The following is a 19,323-nucleotide window of genomic DNA, read 5'->3' as shown; positions in this document are numbered from 1 at the left end:
AGCTGCGAGAGCGAGTTCGATTCTCGTCACCCGCTCCAGAGAACCCCAGGTCAAACGGCCTGGGGTTTGTTGTTGTGCGGGATCCCGTCGGGGGAGGGAGGAGGCCGGGGAGCTGTCGCGCCCGGCCCCCGTCACCCCCTCGGCAGCACCCCCAGCAGCGTCGCCGTCAGAGACAGGTTCAGGGCGTCCTTCAGGTTCAGGTGGAGGCGGGCCAGGTCGGGGGTGGCGCGGTAGGCCGCCTGGAGGCTGGGGGCGGGGTGCTGTACGCCGACAGGGCTCCCGCCAGGACCATCGTCTGGAGGCTGAACCGCGTCGCGTCCTCGCCCAGTTCGGGGAGGTACGTCCCGACCAGCGTGGTCATGGTGGCCAGGCGTTCCAGGGACGCGCGCTTGTAGCGGGACACCACCTCGACCGAGACGTTCCGCTCCAGGACGCTGCCCTGCGCGCCGAAGAGGTCGCACAGCACCGCGCGGTCGGAGAGCGAGCCGCTGAGGATCCCGGCCACCGCCGTCGCGCGGTCGGCCATGGGCAGGTCCGCGTCGACACCGTCGGCCAGTTCGCGGGCCAGGTCGGTCAGCCACTCCCGCAGGAAGCGGTCGAGCAGTTCCAGGAGCACCGCCTCGCGGGACTCGAAGTAGCGCAACACGTTCGGCTTCGCGAGCCCCACCCGGCGGCTCAGCTCGTTCAGGGTGACCTCGGCCACGGGCATCTCGTCGAGCATCGTCGACGCCATGTCGAGGATCGCCCGCCGGCGGATCTCCCGCTGCTCCTCGGTCCGCGCCCGCTGGAAAGTCACGCTCGCCACCCTAACTTAGGTACCAGCGGTACGTTGACAACGTACCGCGAGTACTTTAATGTCCCGGTTAGAAGATACCTCCGGTACTTAATTCGAGGGAGGCGCTCGACATGGGCGTGCAGTGGACGAACGACAACATTCCGGACCAGCGCGGGCGGGTGGCCGTGGTGACCGGGGCCAACACCGGACTGGGCTACGAGACCGCGCGGGCGCTCGCCGGACGCGGCGCTTCCGTGGTGCTCGCCGTGCGCGACGCCGACAAGGGACGGCGGGCCGCGGCCCGCATCGGGGGCGACGTGAGCGTCCAGGAGCTGGACCTCACCTCGCTCGACTCCGTCAGGACCGCCGCGGCCGCGCTGCGCTCCCGGCTCGGCAGGATCGACCTGCTGATCAACAACGCCGGGGTCATGTACACCCCGAAGCAGACCACCCGGGACGGCTTCGAGCTGCAGTTCGGCACCAACCACCTCGGCCACTTCGCCCTCACCGGGCTGCTCCTCGACCTGATGCTGCCGGTGCCCGGCTCGCGCGTGGTGACGGTCAGCAGCACCGGCCACCGCATCCGCGCCGCGATCCACTTCGACGACCTCCAGTGGGAGCGCTCGTACGGACGGGTCGCCGCCTACGGCCAGTCCAAGCTGGCCAACCTGATGTTCACGTACGAGTTGCAGCGCCGTCTCGCCGCGCACGGCACCACCGCCGCACTGGCCGCGCACCCCGGCATGTCCAGCACCGAACTCGCCCGCAACACCCCCGCGGCCCTGCGGTACCCGCTCACCCTGCTCACGCCGCTGATCACCCAGCCCCCGGCGATGGGCGCGCTGCCGACCCTGCGCGCCGCCACCGACCCCGCCGCGCTCGGCGGCCAGTACTACGGCCCCGGCGGACGCAACGAGATCAAGGGCCACCCCCGGCCGGTCGTCTCCAGCCCCGAGTCGTACGACGCGAGCGTCCAGCGGCGGCTGTGGGCCGTCTCCGAGGACCTCACCGGGGTGACGTTCCCCGTCGTGCCGTCCGCGTCGTCCGCCGCGTCCGTTCTCCCCGTCTGAACCGCCGCCGGGAGGCAACAGACTTGCCCGCGCGCGGAGTTCGCCAACCTCCGGCGGCAGGCGTCCTGTTGTGGCCGACGCGGCCGGGTCCGGCGGCGGCTCCGTCTCCGGGACGGCAGGCCCTAGTCTGAAGCCCGTGAGGCAGGCAGGCGTTGGGAAGGGTGGCCGGCGATGACGCCCCTGAGCACCGGGGACCCGGAGTCCATAGGCGGGTACGCCCTCCTCGGACGCCTCGGGTCGGGCGGCATGGGCGTCGTCTACCTGGGGGTCTCCGCCTCGGGACGGCAGGTCGCGGTCAAGGTCGTGCACGCCCCGTACGCGCAGGAGGACGAGTTCAGGACCCGCTTCCGGCAGGAGATCGCGGCGGCGCGCCGGGTGAGCGGCGCCTTCACCGCGCCGGTCCTGGACGCCGACGCGGACGCCGAACGGCCCTGGATGGCGACGCTCTACGTGCCGGGGCGCAGTCTCGCCGACGTCGTCGAGCAGGAAGGCCCGCTGAGCCAGCGGGAGTTGCGCGCGCTGGGGCTCGGCCTCTCCGAGGCGCTGCGCGACATCCACCGGGTGGGCCTGGTGCACCGGGACCTCAAACCGGGCAACGTGCTGATGACCGAGGACGGGCCGCGCGTCATCGACTTCGGCATCTCCCGCGCCGCCGACGGCCAGCGCCTCACCACCACCGGGCGGATGATCGGCACCCCGCCGTTCATGTCCCCCGAGCAACTGGCCTCGCCCCGCGACGTCACCCCCGCCTCGGACGTGTTCTCGCTGGGCTCGCTGCTGGTCTTCGCCGCCGTCGGCAGCGGCCCCTTCGACGCCGAGAGCCCCTACATCACCGGCTACCAGGTGGTGTTCGGCGTCCCGGACCTCGGCGGGGTGCCCGACGCGCTCCTCGCCGTCGTCGCGCGGTGTCTGGAGAAGGAGCCGGACGCGCGGCCCGAACCGGCCGAGGTGCACCGCCTGTTCCAGGAACTGCCGGAGTCCGACGCCGTCGGGTCGCCCGCGGCCAGGTCCCCGCGCGTCCCCGGCGCCCGCGGCGCGACCACCGCCTCCGCCGGCGCCCCGGGCGGCGACGCCACCGGCACCGGCACCGGCACCAGCTCCGCCGACACCACCGGCACGGGCACCGGGCGCGGCGGCGGACGGCGGGGGCACCGGCTGCTGCTCGGCGGCCTCGCCGCGCTGCTCGCCGTCACCGGTCTGGGGGCCGGGGCCGTCCTCCTCGTCTCCGGCGCGGACGCCGCCGACCCGCCCGGCGCCGCCGCCTCCGCATCCGCATCCGCATCCGCATCCGGCGAGCGGACCGCGTCGCTGCCCGCCGGGTGGCGGCCGTGGCAGACCCGGCTGCGCCACGACCACGAGGGCGTGCCGCTCGACTACGACGAGGCCGGATGCCTCGCCCAGGGGACCGCCCTGTTCTGCGGCGGCACCGGCTTCACGGTCGCCCGGGTCGACGCGGCCTCCGGACGCGTAGCGTGGCGGGCGGGCACCCGTCCGCAGGGCGCCCGTCCGATCGGCGCGCGCGACGGCGTCGTCTACGTCTACGAGGACCCCGACGACGCGAGCAGACGCGTCGTCGCCCTGGACGCCGGGACCGGGAAGCGGCGGTGGCAGCGCGACATCGACAAGTCCGCGAGCGCCGTCCTGCACGACGGGGGGCTGCTGACCGTCTCCCCGCGCGACGGGTCGTTCGTGGACTACGGGCCCTCCGGCCGGGAGCTGTGGCGGGCGCCCGCGCTGACCGGCGCGTTCTGCGAACCGACGGTGCTGGGAGGCGCCGCGTACGCCCTCTGCGCGACGGGCGACGAGCCCGACCGGGTGCCGGTGCAGCTGACGCGGATCGCGCGCGACCGCTCGACCCCGGTCGCCACCCTGCCCGAGAAGTCGCTGGCGCTCGGCGCGGTCGACGGGCGGCCCCTCTTCCTCGCCCCGCAGACCGCCGAGGACGTCTACCAGGAGGGGTACGAGCGGCCGTACGACGCGCTGCTCCGGGTGGACCCGGAGTCCGGCCGGGTCGAGCGGGTGCCGCTGGCGTACCCGCTGACCGGCACGGCCACGCTGGTCGGCGACGTCGTCTTCCTGGTGCGCTCCGACGGGACGGTCACCGCCGTCTCCGCGGACAGCGGCCGTCAGCTCTGGCAGAAGGTGACCGACGTCGAGAGTCTCTCCGCGCCCGTGGTGTCGGCGGCGTACCGGCGCGTCTACTTCGCCAACCGCTTCGGCCGCCTGCTCGCCCTCGACCTGCGCACCGGTGCGGAGGTCTGGCGCACCTCCGCCCTCGACAGCCCCGGCGACAAGGCGCAGAGCTACCCGCCGCACGTGCTGCTCGTGCGGGACGCCGTCGTGGCGACGGCGGGCGACACGGCCTTCTCGCAGAGCCCGGATGGACCCTGACACGGCCTTCTCGCAGAGCCCGGACGGACCCTGACACGGCCTTCTCGCAGAGCCCGGACGGACCCGGCTGACGGGGTGGGGGCACGGGTGACGGGGCGAGGGTGCGGGCGCTGACCGGAGCGGGGTCGGTGCGGGGTATCCGCAGCCGTCGGGGGCGTCCGCCCGTACAGTGAGGGCAGCCCGTCCTCGCTCCGAGGCCGGGTGGTGTGCCGGGAAGCCTGGTCGGCGACGTGTCCGTCGTGCCCGGAAGGCTTCCCGTGGATTCAGCGGTATCGGTGTCCGACGCCCCCTCGGCGTTCGCCGCACCCGCGACGCCCGTGCCACCCGCTGCGCCCGTGCCACCCGCTGCGCCGGTGCCGGACGCTACGCCGGTGCCGGGCGCGACGCCCCCGGCGCGCATGACCTGCGTGGCCTCTGTGGGCCGCGTGACCTGCGTGGGCTGCGTGGCCCCTGTCGCGGCCGTGGCAGCGGCGGCCGTCGGGCGTCGCCCCTTCCCCCGTGTTCCCTCGTGTTCCCCCGCGCTCCCCGCGCGCCCTGGGGCCCCGGGGGCCCGGTACCCCCCGGTGCCCGCCCCGCCTCCCCGCCCATCCCCTCCCCCGGTCCGTCCGTGGCCGGTCGCCGAGACGAGAGAGTTCGCCGATGCCGCCCCAGAACGGTTCTCCCCCGCAGGGTTCCCCGCTGTCGCCCGAGGCCGCCGTGCAGGAGGTCCTCGTCCGCTTCGACAGCTACGCGCGCGTCCGCGGGGCCCGCGACAGCCTCCTCTCCGCGTCCAGGACCGGACCGGGTGAGGAGGAGCGGTCCTTCGAGGATCTGCGGCGCGCGGTCACCCGGCTCCGCGAAGTCCTCGGGTAGGGGAGCCCGCCGCGGCACCGTCCCGCGTGCCGTTGTCCGCGAACTCCCGCCAGTTTGTCCGTGATCGGTAACGGAGGCAGCCGGGACGCGGTCCCCGTCGTCCTGTCAGGTGGCCGCACGGAGACCGGCGGCGGCGGACAACGGCGGGGAAGCGGGGCGGAGATGGCACGGCACGGCAGCGGACGTGGCTGGTACGGAAAGATCGTCGGGGCGGCGGTCGGGGTGACCCTGCTCGCCACCGGCGCCTCCCTGTGGACGGCGCAGGCCGACGCCGTGCACAGCGCGCCGCGCGCGGACGCGTCGGCCGCCCCCGCCGTCAAGCCGGTCGCGGAGACCATCGTGCACGCCTCCGACCAGGGCGCGCGGGGGGTCAACATCACCGTCGACGACGGCCCCGACCCGCGCTGGACCCCCCAAGTGCTGGATCTGCTGCGGGAGTTCGGCGTCAAGGCCACGTTCTGCATGACGGGCACGCAGGCGCGGACCTACCCGGACCTGGTCAAGAAGGTCGTCGCGGCCGGGCACCGGCTGTGCGACCACTCGGTGTCGCACGACACCGCGATGGACAAGAAGTCCGAGGCGTACCAGTCGCGGGAGATCCTGGACGCCGAGCGCATGATCACCGAGGCGTCCGGCGGTGTCCGGCCGATGTACTACCGGGCGCCCGGCGGCGCGTTCACCCCCTACAGCCGCAAGCTGGCCGCCTCGCACGGGATGCGCCCGCTGGGCTGGAACGTGGACACCAAGGACTTCGAGCGGCCGGGCACGGACGCGATCGTCGCCACCGTCGAGCGGGAGCTGTCCAACGGGCCGACGCTGCTCTTCCACGACGCGGGCGGCGACCGCTCCGAGACCGTCGAGGCGCTCCGCCGGCTCCTGCCGTGGCTGAAGGACCAGGGGTACGCGTTCGGGTTCCCGGTGCGCTGAGGGCGGGGCCCCGGGCCGCCGCGTCACCGCGGAACGGCGGACCCCGGCGGAACAGGGCGCCCTTCGGCTGCCACGACCACCGGCCCGGGAGCGCGTGCCGCTGTGCCTCACTCCTCGTCGAAGGCCGCGAGCAGGCGCTCGTACGCGGGCTTCGGCCGCAGGTCCACGTCCCACGGCAGGGAATCGGCCGGGCGCGGGGGATAGACCCGCGTGTCGGCGGTGGAGCCGTACCGGTCGGTGAATCCCCAGGTGGAGAACGAGGTGCAGGTCGGTTCCTCCAGGCAGACCCGCAGTTTGCCCGCCATCTCGTCGGCCTGGGTCCGCCGCCCGTGCTCCTCGTCCTCGCCGATGGGGACGTCCATCTCCGACACGCGTGAGCCGACCCCCAGCTCCGCCAGATCCCGCACATGGCCGCGGAAGGTCTCCGGGTCGACGCGGTCGCCGGGCGCGTACTCGTGGTTCTGGAAGCCCACGCCGTCGATCGGCACGCCGCGCTCCCTGAGCCGCGCGACCAGGTCGTAGAGGGCGTCCCACCGCTCGCCCTCCTCCTCGACCCCGTACTCGTTGAGGTACAGCCGTGCCGTCGGGTCGGCCCGGTGGGCGGCCCTGAACGCCTCGTCGATGTACTGCTCGCCCATGGCCCCGAACCACGGGCTCTGCTCGGAGCGCAGGCCGCGGTCCCCGTCGGTGTAGCTCTCCTCGTCGTCGGACATGGGCTCGTTGACCACGTCCCACTCCGCGACCTGTCCCCTGAAGTGCCCGGCGACCGCGGCGATGTGCCGGAGCATGGTCCGGCGCACCTCCCCGGGGTCGTCGTCCTCGCGCATCCAGGCGGGCAGCGCCTCGTGCCAGACGAGGGTGTGCGCGTGCACCTTCATGCCGTTCGCGCGGGCGAAGCGCACCAGCAGGTCGGCGTCGCGGAAGTCGTAGACGCCCCGGCGCGGGTGCAGGAACTGCGGCTTGAACGCGTTCTCCGGGGTGAGCATGGAGAACTGGCTGCCCGCGAGCGCCCGGTAGCGCGCGTCGGTGAGCAGCGGGTTCTCCGCGAGGGCGGTGCCGATGTCGAACGGACGCCCCACGTCCGCGGCCCGCGCGCGCAGCGAGTCGCCTGACCGCTTCTGGCGCAGCCGCGGTGCCTCGACGACGCGGAGCGGGTCACCGCTCTCGGCCCGTGCGCGCAGCCGCGTCAGCCGCCATCCCTCGCGGCGCGCGTCCTCAGCCGCGTCCGCCTCCAGGCCGAACCAGACGGTGCCCTCGGCGAACACCCCCGGGTCCGGCACGGTTCCCAGCCGCCGCCCGTCGGCCTGGACGCGGAACGTGTCGCCGATGCTCGACACGGCGAGGGTGACCGTCCCGGCGCAGTCGCAGTCGAAGACCCTGGTGGTGGACGGGTCATCGCTCCCGCCGTCCCATGTCTGGGCCTTGACGCGTCCGTCGGCGGTCACGCCGACGCGCAGCGAGGGCCGCTCCTGCCGCCACTCGTCGTAGACGACCGGCACCTGTCCGTACAGCCGCAGCCAGGAGCCGCCGCCGTCGCCCACGCCGGACATGCGCGCGGTGACGGTGAAGTCGCCGCCGGACTCGAGGTGCGGACCGGCCAGGTTCAGCGGGGGGTTGGGCCGGCCGCCGGAGGCGTCCTGCTCCACGATGCGCCGGTCCGTCGCGCCGACCCGCAGGACGCCGTCGCGCGCGGTGGTGCCCGGCATGTGGGTCCAGTCGTGGTCGCGCAGCAGGTCCTCGTCGTCCGCGCGGCCCGCGGCTCCGCCCTGGCCCGTGCACCCGGCGGCCACCGCCATGACGAACACCACGGCGGTCAGTCGCCGCCACGTCCTTCCGGCACAGCCCACGGTCTCCCCCGCTCTCCTGTCCGGGACGGGGTCAACGTCCCGGCGCCGGGCCACAGTTCATCACGCGGGGGCGGGCGCCGCCGACGGAGGGGGAGGCCGGTCACGCCTGCTGGGGGGCGCGCTTCAGCCGCAGGGCCGAGCCGAGGAAGAAGACGCCGCCCAGGAAGGCGTAGCCCGCGAGGTTGCTCAGCGAGGCGTTCCCGGAGCCCGCCTGGACGACGAACGACGTGCCCGCGAACGTCGAGATGGCGCCGCTCGCGATCATCGGCCACTGGCCGCCGAGCCGGCGCCGGGCGGCGCCCACCAGGAGCTGCACCGCGCCCGCCGTGACCGCCCACAGGCCCCACACCCGCAGCACGGCCGGGATGCCGGAGGTGACGGCGAAGGCGAGGCCGACGGCCGTCGCCGCGCTGAGCACGACGTTCGCGTACAGGCCGACGGCCGCGCCGCGCCCCTCCCGCGCGCCGCGCAGATCCACGAGCGCGGCGCCCAGGTCGAACAGCGGGTAGAGCACGAGCAGCGTCATGTTGAGCGGGTTCAGCGCGGAGGCGGTGGCGAAGAGCAGGGCGGCCCAGACGGCGGCGAACCCGAAGCGGATCAGGTAGAGCCTGCGCAGTCCCGCGGAGGCGGCGGGCAGGGGGGCGGCTGCGGTGTGCGCGTCGTGCGCGGTGCGGAGGGCGGTCACGGTGGGTGCCTTTCGTGGGGGCGGGGTACGCCGGAACGAGTGAGGGAGAACGTTCGGTCTTGTGCTTACTCAAGGGCACGGGCGCCGCCCTGTCAAGACCGAACGTTCTCCCTCATGGGTCGGGTACCCTGGGCGCCATGAGCCGGAGCACAGAGAGCGGCAGCACCTCCGAAGCGCGGACGCGGCTGCTGGACACAGCGACCGCGATCTTCTACACGCAGGGGATCCACTCGGTCGGCATCGACCGCATCACCTCGGAGGCGCGGGTCACCCGGGCCACGCTGTACCGGCACTTCTCCGGCAAGGAAGACCTGATCGTCGCCTACCTCGACCGGGCCGACCGGGCGATCAGGGGGCAGGTCGACGCCCTCGCGCGGGCGGCCGGGCGGTCGGCCGAGGACCGGGTCAGGGACGTCGCGCGGTCCGTCGTCGACGGCATCCGCTCCCCCGGGTTCCGCGGCTGCGCGTTCCTGAACGCGGCGGCCGAGTACCCCGACCCCGGCCACCCGGTGCACCGCGCGGTGCTCGCGCACCGGCAGTGGTTCCTGGAGACCGTCACCGACCTGCTCGCGCAGACCGGCACGGAGCACGCGGACGCCGCGGGACGCCGGTTCGTCATGCTCAGGGACGGCGCGATGGCCTCGGGCTGCCTCTTCGACCCCGAGCTGGTCGCCGGGACCTTCCTGGACGCCGTCGAGGACGTGCTGCGGGCACGGGACACCCGCCCGCCCCTTGCCGGATAACTTAGGTAAGGCTTACCGTACTCATTCGCACCACCCCAGGGTCCGACCGTCCCCAGGTCCGCCCGCGGCGAGCGCTTCACTGTCGCAGCCTGGCCGTCCGCTGCTGGTACTCGCTCACAGGACGGGCACGTGACGCACTCCACCTCCGGTCTCCACGACCCCTCCCTCGACCACAGCGCCTGCGGCGTCGGGTTCATCACCCGGCTGGACGGCGTGCCCGGCCACGACGTCATCCGCCGGGGCGACGAGGCGCTCCGGGCCATCCCGCACCGGGGCGGCGCCTCGGCCGAGGGGGTCGGGGACGGCGCCGGGGTGAGCGTCGACCTCTCCGTGGAGTTCTTCGGCGCCCTCGTCGGCGAGGAACTGCGCGCCGGGCACTTCGGGGTCGCCAACTGCTTCGTGCCGGACGCCGTCCGGGGCCGGGAGCCGGTCGGGCGGTGCCTGGCCGACGAGGGCTTCGAGGTGCTGCTCGTGCGGGACGTCCCGGTCGACCACTCGGTCGCGCCGCCCGCCGCCGAGCAGTACCAACTGCCGCTCGTGCAGTGGGTGTTCCGGGCACCGGAGACGTGGACGCGGGCGGACGTGGACGTTGCCGCGCACCGCGCGCTGCTCGCCGTCGAGGCCGTCGCCTACGCCGACGAGTCCTGCTCGGGGCTGTACCCGCTCTCGCTCAGCGCCCGCACCCAGGTGCTCAAGGGGCGGCTCAACTCCGGTGAGGTCATCGGGTACTTCCGCGACCTGCTCGACCCCCGGCACTCGGTGCGCTCGCTCTACTTCCACACCCGGTTCTCCACCAACACCGAACCGCACCCCACCATGGCCCAGCCGTTCCGGCTGATGGCGCACAACGGGGAGCTGAACACCGACCGCAAGAACCGGCTGAGCGACGAGGCCCTCGCGCGGGCCCGCACCCGCAGCATCGTGCGGCCGCCGGGGCAGTCCGACTCCAGCCGCCTCGACCAGACCCTGCAGAGCCGGGTCTTCGACGACGGCCTCGACCTCGTCGAGTCGGTCGTGTCGCTGATGCCGCCCGCCTGGGAGAACGACCGCACGCTGCCCGCCGCCGTCCGGGACATGCTGGAGTACTTCTCCCTCTACGAGGAGAAGAACGACGGTCCGGCCGCCGTCATCTTCAGCGACGGGGACGTCATCGGCGCCCGCCTCGACCGGCTCGGGCTGCGCCCGCTGCGCACCGTCGAGACGTCCGAGTACCTGATGGTCGCCTCCGAGGCCGGGCAGGTCGCCTTCCCCGACGAGGACGTCGTGCGCCGGGGCCGGATCGAGGCGGGCGGGATGCTCGTCGTCGACCACCGCACCGGCCGCACGCTGCGCACCCGCGAGGTGCTCGACGCCCTCGCCGCGCGCCGCCCCTACAGCGAACTGCTCGACGCGGCCCGCGTCCGCCTCGACGACCTGCCCGCCCCCGACTACTACCGGGGCACCACCACCCTCGGCTACGACGGCGACCTCACCCTCGCGGGCCGGTACGTGGCCTACTCGCTGAACCAGGAGAGCTTCCGGTTCATGCTCGACCCGATGCTCGCCACCGGCTCCGAGCGGATCTCCGCGATGGGCTACGGCAACGCCATCAACGCGCTCAGCGACACCGAGGGCGGCATGGCGAAGTACTTCTCGCAGCGGTTCGCGCAGGTCACCAACCCGCCCCTGGACAGCATCCGGGAGGCCGACGGCATGAGCATGCGGGTGGCGCTCGGCCCCCGGCCCGACGGCACCGGCACCACCGACGGCCGCCAGCTCGTCGTCTCCTCGCCGGTTCTCGGGCACCTCGACATGGTGCGGCTGCGCGACCAGCGGATCGTGCCGCTGGAACGGTTCGCCATGCTCTACTCGCCGGTGACCGGCGACGAGCGCGGCAACGCCGACTCGCTGCGGGACGCGCTGGAGCGGCTCTGCGACGACGTCGAGCGGTTCGCCGCCGGGGGAGGCGGCATCGCCGTCCTCACCGACCGGGCCATCTCCGCCGCCCGCGCGCCGCTGCCCGTCGTCCTCGCCGTCGCCTCGGTCGACCAGCGGCTGATCGAGACCGGGCTCAGGCCGCGCGTCTCGCTCGTCGCCGAGAGCGGCCAGCTCCTGTCCTCGCACCACGTGGCGACCGCGCTCGGCTTCGGCGCCTCCGCCGTCTACAGCCTCAGCGCCCGGCTGCGCGCCGAGGAGAAGTACCCGAGCGCGCCCGCCCCCGCGGGCGAGATCACCGCGACCGACCGGGCGCTCGCGAAGTTCCGCAGGGCCGCCGAGAAGTCCCTCGCCAAGACCATGGGGCGGGTCGGCCTGTGCACCGCCGAGAGCTACATCGGCGGCGCGTTCTTCGAACCGAACTACCTCGACACCCGCGACGACGTCTTCGCGCGGGCCTTCCCGCACATGGACGCCCCGGTCGGCGGGGTCGGCTTCGCCCGCATCGCGCAGGCCGCCACCGACTGGCACGAGCGGGCCCGCGCGGTGACGGACGAGACGCAGATCCCGCTGCTCGGGCTGTTCAAGGAGCGCTCCGACGGCGCCGGGCACTCCTTCGGCGTCACGGCCGTGCGCGGCTTCGGCGGCATGACCGAGGAGCGGCCGCGGTTCGGACGGCCCGACGACCCGGAGGCCCTGCGGCTGCTCACCCTCGGCCAGCTCGACGACGCGTTCGGCATCACCGACGCCGCGTACCGGGAGACCGGGTACGACGCGCTCGACGACGCCGAGATCGACGCGTTCCGCATCACCCCCGGGTATCTGGACTTCCTGCGCACCACCCACGAGGAACGCGCCCGCCGCCCGTCCGCGCTGCGGGACGTCCTCGCGCTGCCCGCCGACGTCACGGGGCTGCGCGAACCGCGCGAGTTCGCCCGCGAACTGGGCCGCTTCTCGACCGACGGCAACGCGAGCATCATGGTGCGCGGCGTCTCCGTGACCCCGGCCGGGGACGGGGACCCCTCCGGCGCCCGCCGCACCGTCCGGTTGCGGCTCGGGGCGGGCGAGGGGGACGGGGCCGGGCGGCACGCGGCGCTGGCCGAGGGGCTCTCGCTCGCGTACCCCGGGCAGGTGGAGCACCGGGACGCGGGCGACGACGGCGTCGTCGTCACCGCCGTCGCGGACGCGGCGCGGCTGCTCGCGCTGCTCGGCCGGGCGCCCGCCGCCGTACCGCCGGCCGAGGTGCAGCCCGCGCACGAGATCACCCGCGCCCTCGCCTCCGGCGCGATGAGCCACGGCGCGCTGGTGGCGACCGCGCACGAGGCCGTCGCGCACGGCACGAACATGGTCGGCGGGATGTCGAACAGCGGCGAGGGCGGCGAGCACCACTCCCGGTACGGCACCCTCCGCGGCTCCCGGATCAAGCAGTTCGCGTCCGGCCGGTTCGGCATCTGGGCCGGGTACCTCGCCGATCCGATGCTCCAGGAGCTGGAGATCAAGATCGGGCAGGGCGCGAAGCCGGGCGAGGGCGGCCAGTTGCCCGCGCCGAAGGTCACCGTCGACATCGCGGCGGCCCGCGGCGGCACCCCCGGCATCGAGCTGATCTCGCCGCCCCCGCACCACGACACGTACTCGATCGAGGACCTCGCGCAGCTCATCCACGACTGCAAGGCCGCCCGGGTGCGGGTGATCGTGAAGCTGGTCTCCTCGGAGGGCATCGGCACCATCGCGGTCGGTGTCGCCAAGGCGGGCGCCGACGTGATCAACGTGGCCGGGAACACCGGCGGGACCGGCGCCGCGGCCGTCACCAGCCTGAAGTACGCGGGGCGTTCGGCGGAGATCGGCGTCGCCGAGGTGCACCAGGCGCTGGTCGCCAACGGGCTCAGGCAGAAGGTCACGCTGCGCTGCTCCGGCGCGCACCAGACCGGCGGCGACGTCGTCACGTCGGCGCTGCTGGGCGGCGACAGCTTCGAGTTCGGCACCACCGCGCTGATGATGCTCGGCTGCGTGATGGCGAAGAACTGCAACGTGAAGTGCCCGGCCGGGCTCACCACCAACTCCGAGGCGTTCGAGGGCGATCCGCGGGCGCTGGCGCAGTACCTGCTGAACATCGCGCACGACGTCCGGCACATCCTGGCCCGGCTCGGCCTCAGATCGCTGCGGGAGGCGCGCGGGCGCACCGACCTGCTCCAGCTCCTCGACCACCCGGCGAGCGTCGGACGCCTCGACGTCCGCGCGCTGCTGGCCCGGGTGCCGGAGCGCACCGTCCGCGAACCGCGGTACCTGGAGGCCGACTTCACCACCGACGACGCCCTCCTCGACCGGGTCCGCGCCGCGCTCGTCGACAGGCGGGAGGCCGCGCTGCTCGTCGAGGGCGTCCCGCTGCGCAACAGCGACAAGTCGGTGGGCGGACAGCTCTCGGTGGACGTCGAACGGCTCCTCAACCACGGCGGCGACGACCTGTCAGGGCTGCCCGCCGTCACCGTCGACGACCGGGGCCGCAGGCGGCTCGTCGACGACGCCGTCCGGGTCCGCACCACCGGGTCGGCGGGCCAGTCCTACGGCGTGTTCTGCAACGACGGCATCACCCTCGAACACACAGGCACCGCCAACGACGGCGTCGGCAAGAGCCAGAGCGGCGGCCGGATCGTCGTCCGCGCGCCCGGCGGCGGCTCCGCCGAGCGCGGCGGGAACGTCCTGGTCGGGAACTTCGCGCTGTTCGGCGCGACCGGCGGCCGCACGTTCGTGCAGGGCGAGGCGGGCGACCGGTTCGCGGTGCGCAACTCCGGTGCCACCGCCGTCGTCGAGGGCCTCGGCGACTTCGGCTGCGAGTACATGACCGGCGGTGCCGTGCTCAACCTCGGCGGCTTCGGCAAGGGCCTCGGCAACGGCATGAGCGGCGGCTTCCTCTACCAGTACGACCCCACGGGGGAGGTCCGCGACCGGGTCAGCGCCGACTCGCTGCTGGTCTTCCCGGTGACCGACACCGCCCACGGCGCCTTCCACGAGGAGGCCGTCCGGCTGCTGCTGACCTGGCACGCGCAGGCCACCGGATCGCCGCTGGCCCGGCGCCTGCTCGCGGACTGGGCGGCCGAACGGCGGCACGTGTACTGCGGGATGCCCCGCGCGCTGCTGCTCTACCAGGACTCCACGGAGATCCTCGCGGCGGCGACCCGCGGTGAACTCCTCGACGAACTCGCCACGTCCATCGCGACGGAGAAGCTGCGCGCGTTCAAGGTCGACTACCGCGACCGCCGCACCGTGCTCGGCGGCCGGGCCCCGGCCCTCGGCGACCGGGGCGACGACGACATGTTCTCGCTGCTGTCCTCGTACACGGTGCTCGGCGCCGCCCAGGACCTGGCGCTCGAACGGGTGCCGGGCGCGACCGGTCCCGACGACCCGAGGGTCGCCGCGGCGGTCCGCAACCTCGTGCTCACCGAGGACTTCTTCGTCAAGCAGCGCGTCGTGCGGTACCTGCGCGGCACCCTGGAGCGGTTCGACGACGGGGAGTTGGCCACCCTCGTCGCGATCAAGCGCCTCGACGACTACAAGCAGGCGCTGAGCCGCCGCAACAACCTCAGCGTGGACGCGCCCGGCACCTACGGCTGGATCATCCACCAGAACACGAAGAACGCAGGCCGCGTGCGCGCCGCCCGGTTCGACGAGCTGCTCGCCACCGCGGCGCTCGCCGACATCGCCGGACGCCGCGCCCCGCAGGCCCCGACGGACGCGGTGACGACATGACGCTCCTGCCCCCGACCGGCTCCCTGATCCCGGCCGACGCGCCGTTCTCCGCCGAACAGGAGGCGTGGCTCGCCGGGTTCATGGCGGGCATCGCGGCGGCCGGACGCCGGGACGCGGACGGTTCCGGCGCGCACGGTTCCGGCGCGGACGGTCCGGGCGCGCCCGCCGCGACGATCGACGTCCTCTACGGCAGCCAGACCGGCAACGCCGAGTTCCTCGCGGGCGAGGTCGCCGCCGGGGCGCGGGCGCGCGGGCTCGGCGGGCGCGTCGCCGCGCTGGACACCGTCACCCCGGAGCGGCTCGCCGCCATGTCCCATGTGCTGGTCATCGTCTCGACCTACGGCGAGGGCGAACTCCCGGACAACGCGGGCCTGTTCTGGGAGGCGCTGCGGGCCGCGCCGGCGCCGCGCCTGGACGGCGTGCGGTTCGCGGTGCTCGGCCTCGGCGACCGCGGCTACGACGACTTCTGCCAGGCCGCGAAGCTCCTCGACACCCGCCTGGAGCAGCTCGGCGCGGAGCGTGTCCGCCAACGGGCCGACTGCGACGTCGACTTCGAGGAACCCGCGGCGCTCTGGACGGCCGAGGTGCTCGACCGGCTGGCCGCCGAGACCGGCGCGGAGCAGGCCCGGGACACCGGCGTCCCGGCGCCCGGGGCCGGTTCCGGGGCGGGTTCCGGGGCGGGTTCCGGGGCCGGGCAGGCGGCGGCGTCCGGGACGGGGACGTCCGGGCAGGCGGCGGCGCCGGGCCGCTCCCGCTGGAACCGGCGCAACCCCTACCGCTCCCGGCTCCTGGTGAACCGGCTGCTGTCGGCGCCGGGGAGCGCGAAGGAGATCAGGCACTACGAGTTCGACCTCGGCGACAGCGGCATCGCGTACACGGCGGGCGACGCGCTGGCCGTCTCCCCGGTGAACGGGGACGGGCTGGTCGGCGCGCTGCTCGGACAGCTCGGCGCGCGCGGCGACGAGGAGACCGCGGACGGGCCGCTCGCCGAGGTGCTGCGCACCGGGCGGGAGATCCGCACGCCGTCGAAGGAGCTGATCGCCGACCTGGTGGAGCGGGCACCGGCGAGCGGTCTCGCGGCGGTCGTCGGCCGCGGCGACCGCTCCGACCTCGACGCCTGGCTCACCGGCCGGGACGTCGTCGACCTGCTGCGGGACGCCGGACGGGCCGCGCCGGACGCCGGGGAGCTGCTGCCGCTGCTGCGGCCGCTCCAGGCCCGGCAGTACTCGATCTCGTCGAGCCCGCTCGCGCACCCGGGCCGGGTCCACCTCACCGTGGCGTCGGTCCGCTACGAGGGCGTGGACCGGCGCCGCCACGAGGGCGTCGCGTCGACGTACCTCGCGGACCGGGCGGGCGGGGACGCGGTCGTCGGCGTCCACCTCCAGCCGAACGCGTCCTTCGGCGTCCCGGCGGACGACGACGCCCCGATCGTCATGATCGGCCCCGGCACCGGGGTCGCGCCGTTCCGCGGCTTCCTGCACGAGCGGGCCGCGCGCGGCGCCACCGGCCGCAACTGGCTGTTCTTCGGCGACCGGCACCGCGCCACCGACTTCGTCTACGAGGACGAGCTGACCGCGCTGCGCGAGCGGGGCGTGCTGACCGAACTGGACCTGGCGTTCTCCCGGGACCAGGCCGCGAAGGTCTATGTGCAGTCCCGGATGCGGGAGCGGGCGCGGGAGCTGTACGCGTGGCTCCAGGACGGGGCGTACGTGTACGTCTGCGGGGACGCCTCCCGGATGGCGCGGGACGTCGAGGCGGCGCTGCTCGACGTCGTCGCGGGGCAGCGCGGCCGGGGGGCCGACGACGCCGCCGAGTACCTCGCCGGGCTGCGGCGGGCGAAGCGCTACGTACGGGACGTGTACTGAGGATGACGAACCAGGAAGCAGCGTCCGGAGCGGGCGGCGGGCACGGCGGTGGCTGCGCGTTCGAGGGGTGCTGCGGCAGGCGCCGCGGCAGCGTGCGGCTGATCGACGCGCGGATGCCCGAACTGGCCCGCTGCCTCACCCTCTTCCAGCACGTCCAGGCCGTCACCGGCGGGCCGGCCGCCCGCATCGACCAGGCCGGCAGCTACGCCGTGCCGACCGTGCGCGGCGAGGCGTTCGCGCTCACCCCGGGCGCCATCACCCTGCGGCTCGACGGCGTCGCGTCCGCCGCCGTCGCGCGGGACGAGGAGACCGGCTCGGTCGCCGTGCGCCTCTTCGACGCCGACGGCGCGACCGCGCACCAGGGGCGGCTGCTGTCCGAGGGCGACCGGCTGCTGTCCGGCCTCGCCGGGACCGTCGCACCGGGCGCGCTCCGGGACGAACCCGGCCCCGCGCCCGGGGTGCCCGGGTGGGAGGACGGCGACCAGCTCGCGCAGCTCGACGCGATCCTCGCGGACGGCGGGGCGGCCCGGCGCGCGGCCATCCACCGGTACCGGGGCGAACACCGGCCGATCGGCGCCGAGTTGGTGCCCGCGGTGCTCGACCACGTCTGCTCGGTCGGGCTGCCGGTCGGGGTGGCGGTGTTCGCCCCGGCCGCCGTTCAGGTCTGCGGCGGCCGGGTGCACGTCACCGAACGGACCGTCGGCGGGCGGGTGTTCGCCGCGGTCGCGGACAGCTCGGTGGAGATCGACCTGACCCGCGTCCGTGGCTGCCACCTGGTCCGCTCGGCGGCGGCGCACGGCCCGACCTCGGCGATCGAGCTGGACGACGAGGACGGGCGGTGCGTGGCGGTGCTCACGCAGTTCGGCATCGTCGAGGAGCGGGTGCACACCGCGTGGGAGCACCTCGCGGCGTCGCTGCCCGACGCGTGAGCGGGGCGGGCGTCACCACTGGACGGCGTCGTCCATGTCCTGCTGCCAGTAGGTGACCTTCAGGGACTCGTCGACGTACACGCCCTTGGCGGGCAGCGCGGGGTGGGCGCCCTTGCCGACGCTGCCCGCCAGCTCGGCGCCGAAGAAAGCGACGTCGAGGGAGTGCGAGGTGTAGCCGTGCCCGCCGCTGCCGTCGGCGGCCGACAGGAGCACCGAGGCGTAGCCGGACTGGCCCGGCTCCAGGGTGACGACCGCCTGCGGCCGCGACTCCTCGACGACCGGCGGCACGGCCTGCTCCTGCCCGAACCGGACGGCCGGGTAGTGGTAGAGGTAGCAGCGCTTGCCGCCGGTGTTGGTGACCTTGAGCAGCAGGTGGTTCAGCGGGCGGGTCAGCGGGGTGGCGACCGTCTTGGTGGTGGAACCCTCGCAGGTGACCTTGGCGGGGGCCTCGGCGACGGGCCGCTCGGTGAGGGACGCGGACTCCGCGCCCGAGGAACCGGAGCCCGAACCCGCCGACCCGCCCCGCTTCCCGTCCGTCTGTCCGTCCGTCTTCCCGTCCGGCGCCCGGTCCTGTCCGGCCGTCGCGTCCGGGCCGCCGCTCGCGTCGGCGGAGGGCCGCGGGGAGGTCCCGGCCGGGCCGCCGGAGACCTTAGAGGCGCCTTCGTCGTGCACACCCGTCCCGTCGCTGCACGCGGTCAGCGAGAGCCCCGCGAGGACGACGGTCGCGGCGGCGGCGAGGAGACGGGTGCGGGAGGTGCGGATGCTGGACATGTGGCAGTGCCCCTTCGGCGTCGGGTGGGGGTGGTGATTGGATGAAAGAAGCGTGCGGGGTGATCCGTCCCCGAGGCCACGGTCAGCGCCCGATCAGGGACGCCGGAACGCCGGGACGGGGTCTGACCAGGCAGAACACACTGTCCCTGGGACGCGGGACGGGACGCGGGGGAGAGTGGAACGGGTGTCGGGAGCGACGGAGGGCGACGAGGCCGAGGCGTTCGCGCGGCTGCTGCGGGGGCTGAAGGAGCGCTCGGGGCTCAGCTACGGCACGCTCGCCGGGCGGCTCCACCTGAGCACCTCGACGCTGCACCGCTACTGCACGGGCGCGGCCGTACCGGCCGACTACGCGCCGGTGGAACGGCTGGCCAGGATCTGCCGGGCGACCTCGGAGGAGCTGGTGGAACTGCACCGCCACTGGGTCCTCGCGGACGCGGCACGGGTCCGCAGGACGGAGCGGACGGACAGGAGCGCCCCGCGGCCGCCCGACCCCGGGGAGACGGGTGCCGTCGGAAGCGGGGCCCGCGCCCGGCCGGGGGACGGGACCGGTGGCGGGGACGGGGACGGGGAGCACCCCGGGGACAGGGGTGCCGGCGAGGGTGCCGACGGGGATGACGACGACTGTCCGGTCGTCGTCCACGGGTCGTCCGGGGACGGGACGTCGAGAAGGGCGGCCGGGGCGGCCGAAGCGACCGGAGCGACCGGGGTTTCCGTTCCGCGGGCGCGTCGGCGGACCGCGCTGATCGCCGCGGCGTCCGTCGCCGCGGTCGCGGTGCTGGGCGCGGCGGCGCTCGCGCTCGCCGGCCCGGA

Annotated in this window: 12 protein-coding genes and 1 pseudogene; 9 read left to right on the top strand and 4 right to left on the bottom strand. The window is 74.6% G+C overall.

The features are described 5' to 3' along the window. Positions 1-131: 131 nt before the first annotated feature. Positions 132-796 (bottom strand): annotated as a pseudogene (locus GA0115242_RS25390) (TetR/AcrR family transcriptional regulator). 110 nt (positions 797-906) lie between these two features. On the opposite strand from GA0115242_RS25390, the gene GA0115242_RS25385 reads away from it, so the two are divergent. From GA0115242_RS25385 to GA0115242_RS25370, 4 genes are all read left to right on the top strand, one after another. Next, positions 907-1,845 (top strand): SDR family NAD(P)-dependent oxidoreductase, encoded by a 939-nt coding sequence (locus GA0115242_RS25385; protein ID WP_093832317.1) that lies wholly within the window; start codon positions 907-909, stop codon positions 1,843-1,845. A 171-nt stretch (positions 1,846-2,016) separates the two neighbouring features. Next, a complete protein-coding gene (locus GA0115242_RS25380; protein WP_093832315.1) occupies positions 2,017-4,236 on the top strand; it encodes a serine/threonine-protein kinase in 2,220 nt (739 codons plus the stop codon). 639 nt (positions 4,237-4,875) lie between these two features. Then, positions 4,876-5,088: a hypothetical protein gene (locus GA0115242_RS25375; protein ID WP_093832313.1), complete on the top strand. Its 213-nt coding sequence runs from the start codon at positions 4,876-4,878 to the stop codon at positions 5,086-5,088. 162 nt (positions 5,089-5,250) lie between these two features. After that, positions 5,251-6,015 carry a polysaccharide deacetylase family protein gene (locus tag GA0115242_RS25370; protein ID WP_093832311.1) on the top strand — a complete coding sequence of 255 codons (765 nt, stop codon included), beginning with the start codon at positions 5,251-5,253 and terminating at the stop codon, positions 6,013-6,015. Positions 6,016-6,122: 107 nt separating this feature from the next. On the opposite strand, the gene GA0115242_RS25365 is transcribed toward GA0115242_RS25370, so the two are convergent. Both GA0115242_RS25365 and GA0115242_RS25360 read right to left on the bottom strand, forming a co-directional pair. Continuing rightward, positions 6,123-7,811, bottom strand: coding sequence for an endo-1,4-beta-xylanase (locus GA0115242_RS25365; RefSeq protein ID WP_202555754.1), 1,689 nt, complete (start codon positions 7,809-7,811; stop codon positions 6,123-6,125). Between the two features lie 151 nt (positions 7,812-7,962). Then, on the bottom strand, positions 7,963-8,547 hold the full coding sequence (locus GA0115242_RS25360) for a hypothetical protein (RefSeq protein ID WP_370672318.1): 585 nt from the start codon (positions 8,545-8,547) through the stop codon (positions 7,963-7,965). A 137-nt stretch (positions 8,548-8,684) separates the two neighbouring features. On the opposite strand from GA0115242_RS25360, the gene GA0115242_RS25355 reads away from it, so the two are divergent. The 4 genes from GA0115242_RS25355 to GA0115242_RS25340 all read left to right on the top strand — a co-directional run bounded on the left by GA0115242_RS25355 (position 8,685) and on the right by GA0115242_RS25340 (position 17,742). Continuing rightward, positions 8,685-9,290 (top strand): TetR/AcrR family transcriptional regulator, encoded by a 606-nt coding sequence (locus tag GA0115242_RS25355; protein WP_093832307.1) that lies wholly within the window; start codon positions 8,685-8,687, stop codon positions 9,288-9,290. A gap of 129 nt (positions 9,291-9,419) precedes the next feature. Then, a complete protein-coding gene (locus GA0115242_RS25350) occupies positions 9,420-14,948 on the top strand; it encodes a glutamate synthase-related protein (RefSeq protein WP_093832305.1) in 5,529 nt (1,842 codons plus the stop codon). Then, entirely contained in the window at positions 14,945-16,813 is a 1,869-nt protein-coding gene (locus GA0115242_RS25345) for a diflavin oxidoreductase (RefSeq protein ID WP_093832303.1), read from the top strand. The genes GA0115242_RS25350 and GA0115242_RS25345 overlap by 4 nt, the downstream gene beginning before the upstream one ends. Positions 16,814-16,815: 2 nt before the next feature. Beyond that, positions 16,816-17,742, top strand: coding sequence for a hypothetical protein (locus tag GA0115242_RS25340; RefSeq protein WP_093832301.1), 927 nt, complete (start codon positions 16,816-16,818; stop codon positions 17,740-17,742). A 12-nt stretch (positions 17,743-17,754) separates the two neighbouring features. On the opposite strand, the gene GA0115242_RS25335 is transcribed toward GA0115242_RS25340, so the two are convergent. Further along, the gene (locus tag GA0115242_RS25335; RefSeq protein WP_093832299.1) at positions 17,755-18,513 is read right to left on the bottom strand and encodes a DUF4232 domain-containing protein; all 759 of its coding nucleotides are present in this window, start codon (positions 18,511-18,513) and stop codon (positions 17,755-17,757) included. Between the two features lie 184 nt (positions 18,514-18,697). Here GA0115242_RS25335 and GA0115242_RS25330 point away from each other — a divergent pair. Next, on the top strand, positions 18,698-19,323 hold a 626-nt coding region (locus tag GA0115242_RS25330; RefSeq protein ID WP_141721746.1), incomplete at its 3' end, for a helix-turn-helix domain-containing protein.

The sequence above is a fragment of the Streptomyces sp. SolWspMP-5a-2 genome, from assembly GCF_900091845.1.
GTDB lineage: Bacteria > Actinomycetota > Actinomycetes > Streptomycetales > Streptomycetaceae > Streptomyces > Streptomyces doudnae.
This window is presented reverse-complemented; position numbering and strand designations above follow the sequence as displayed.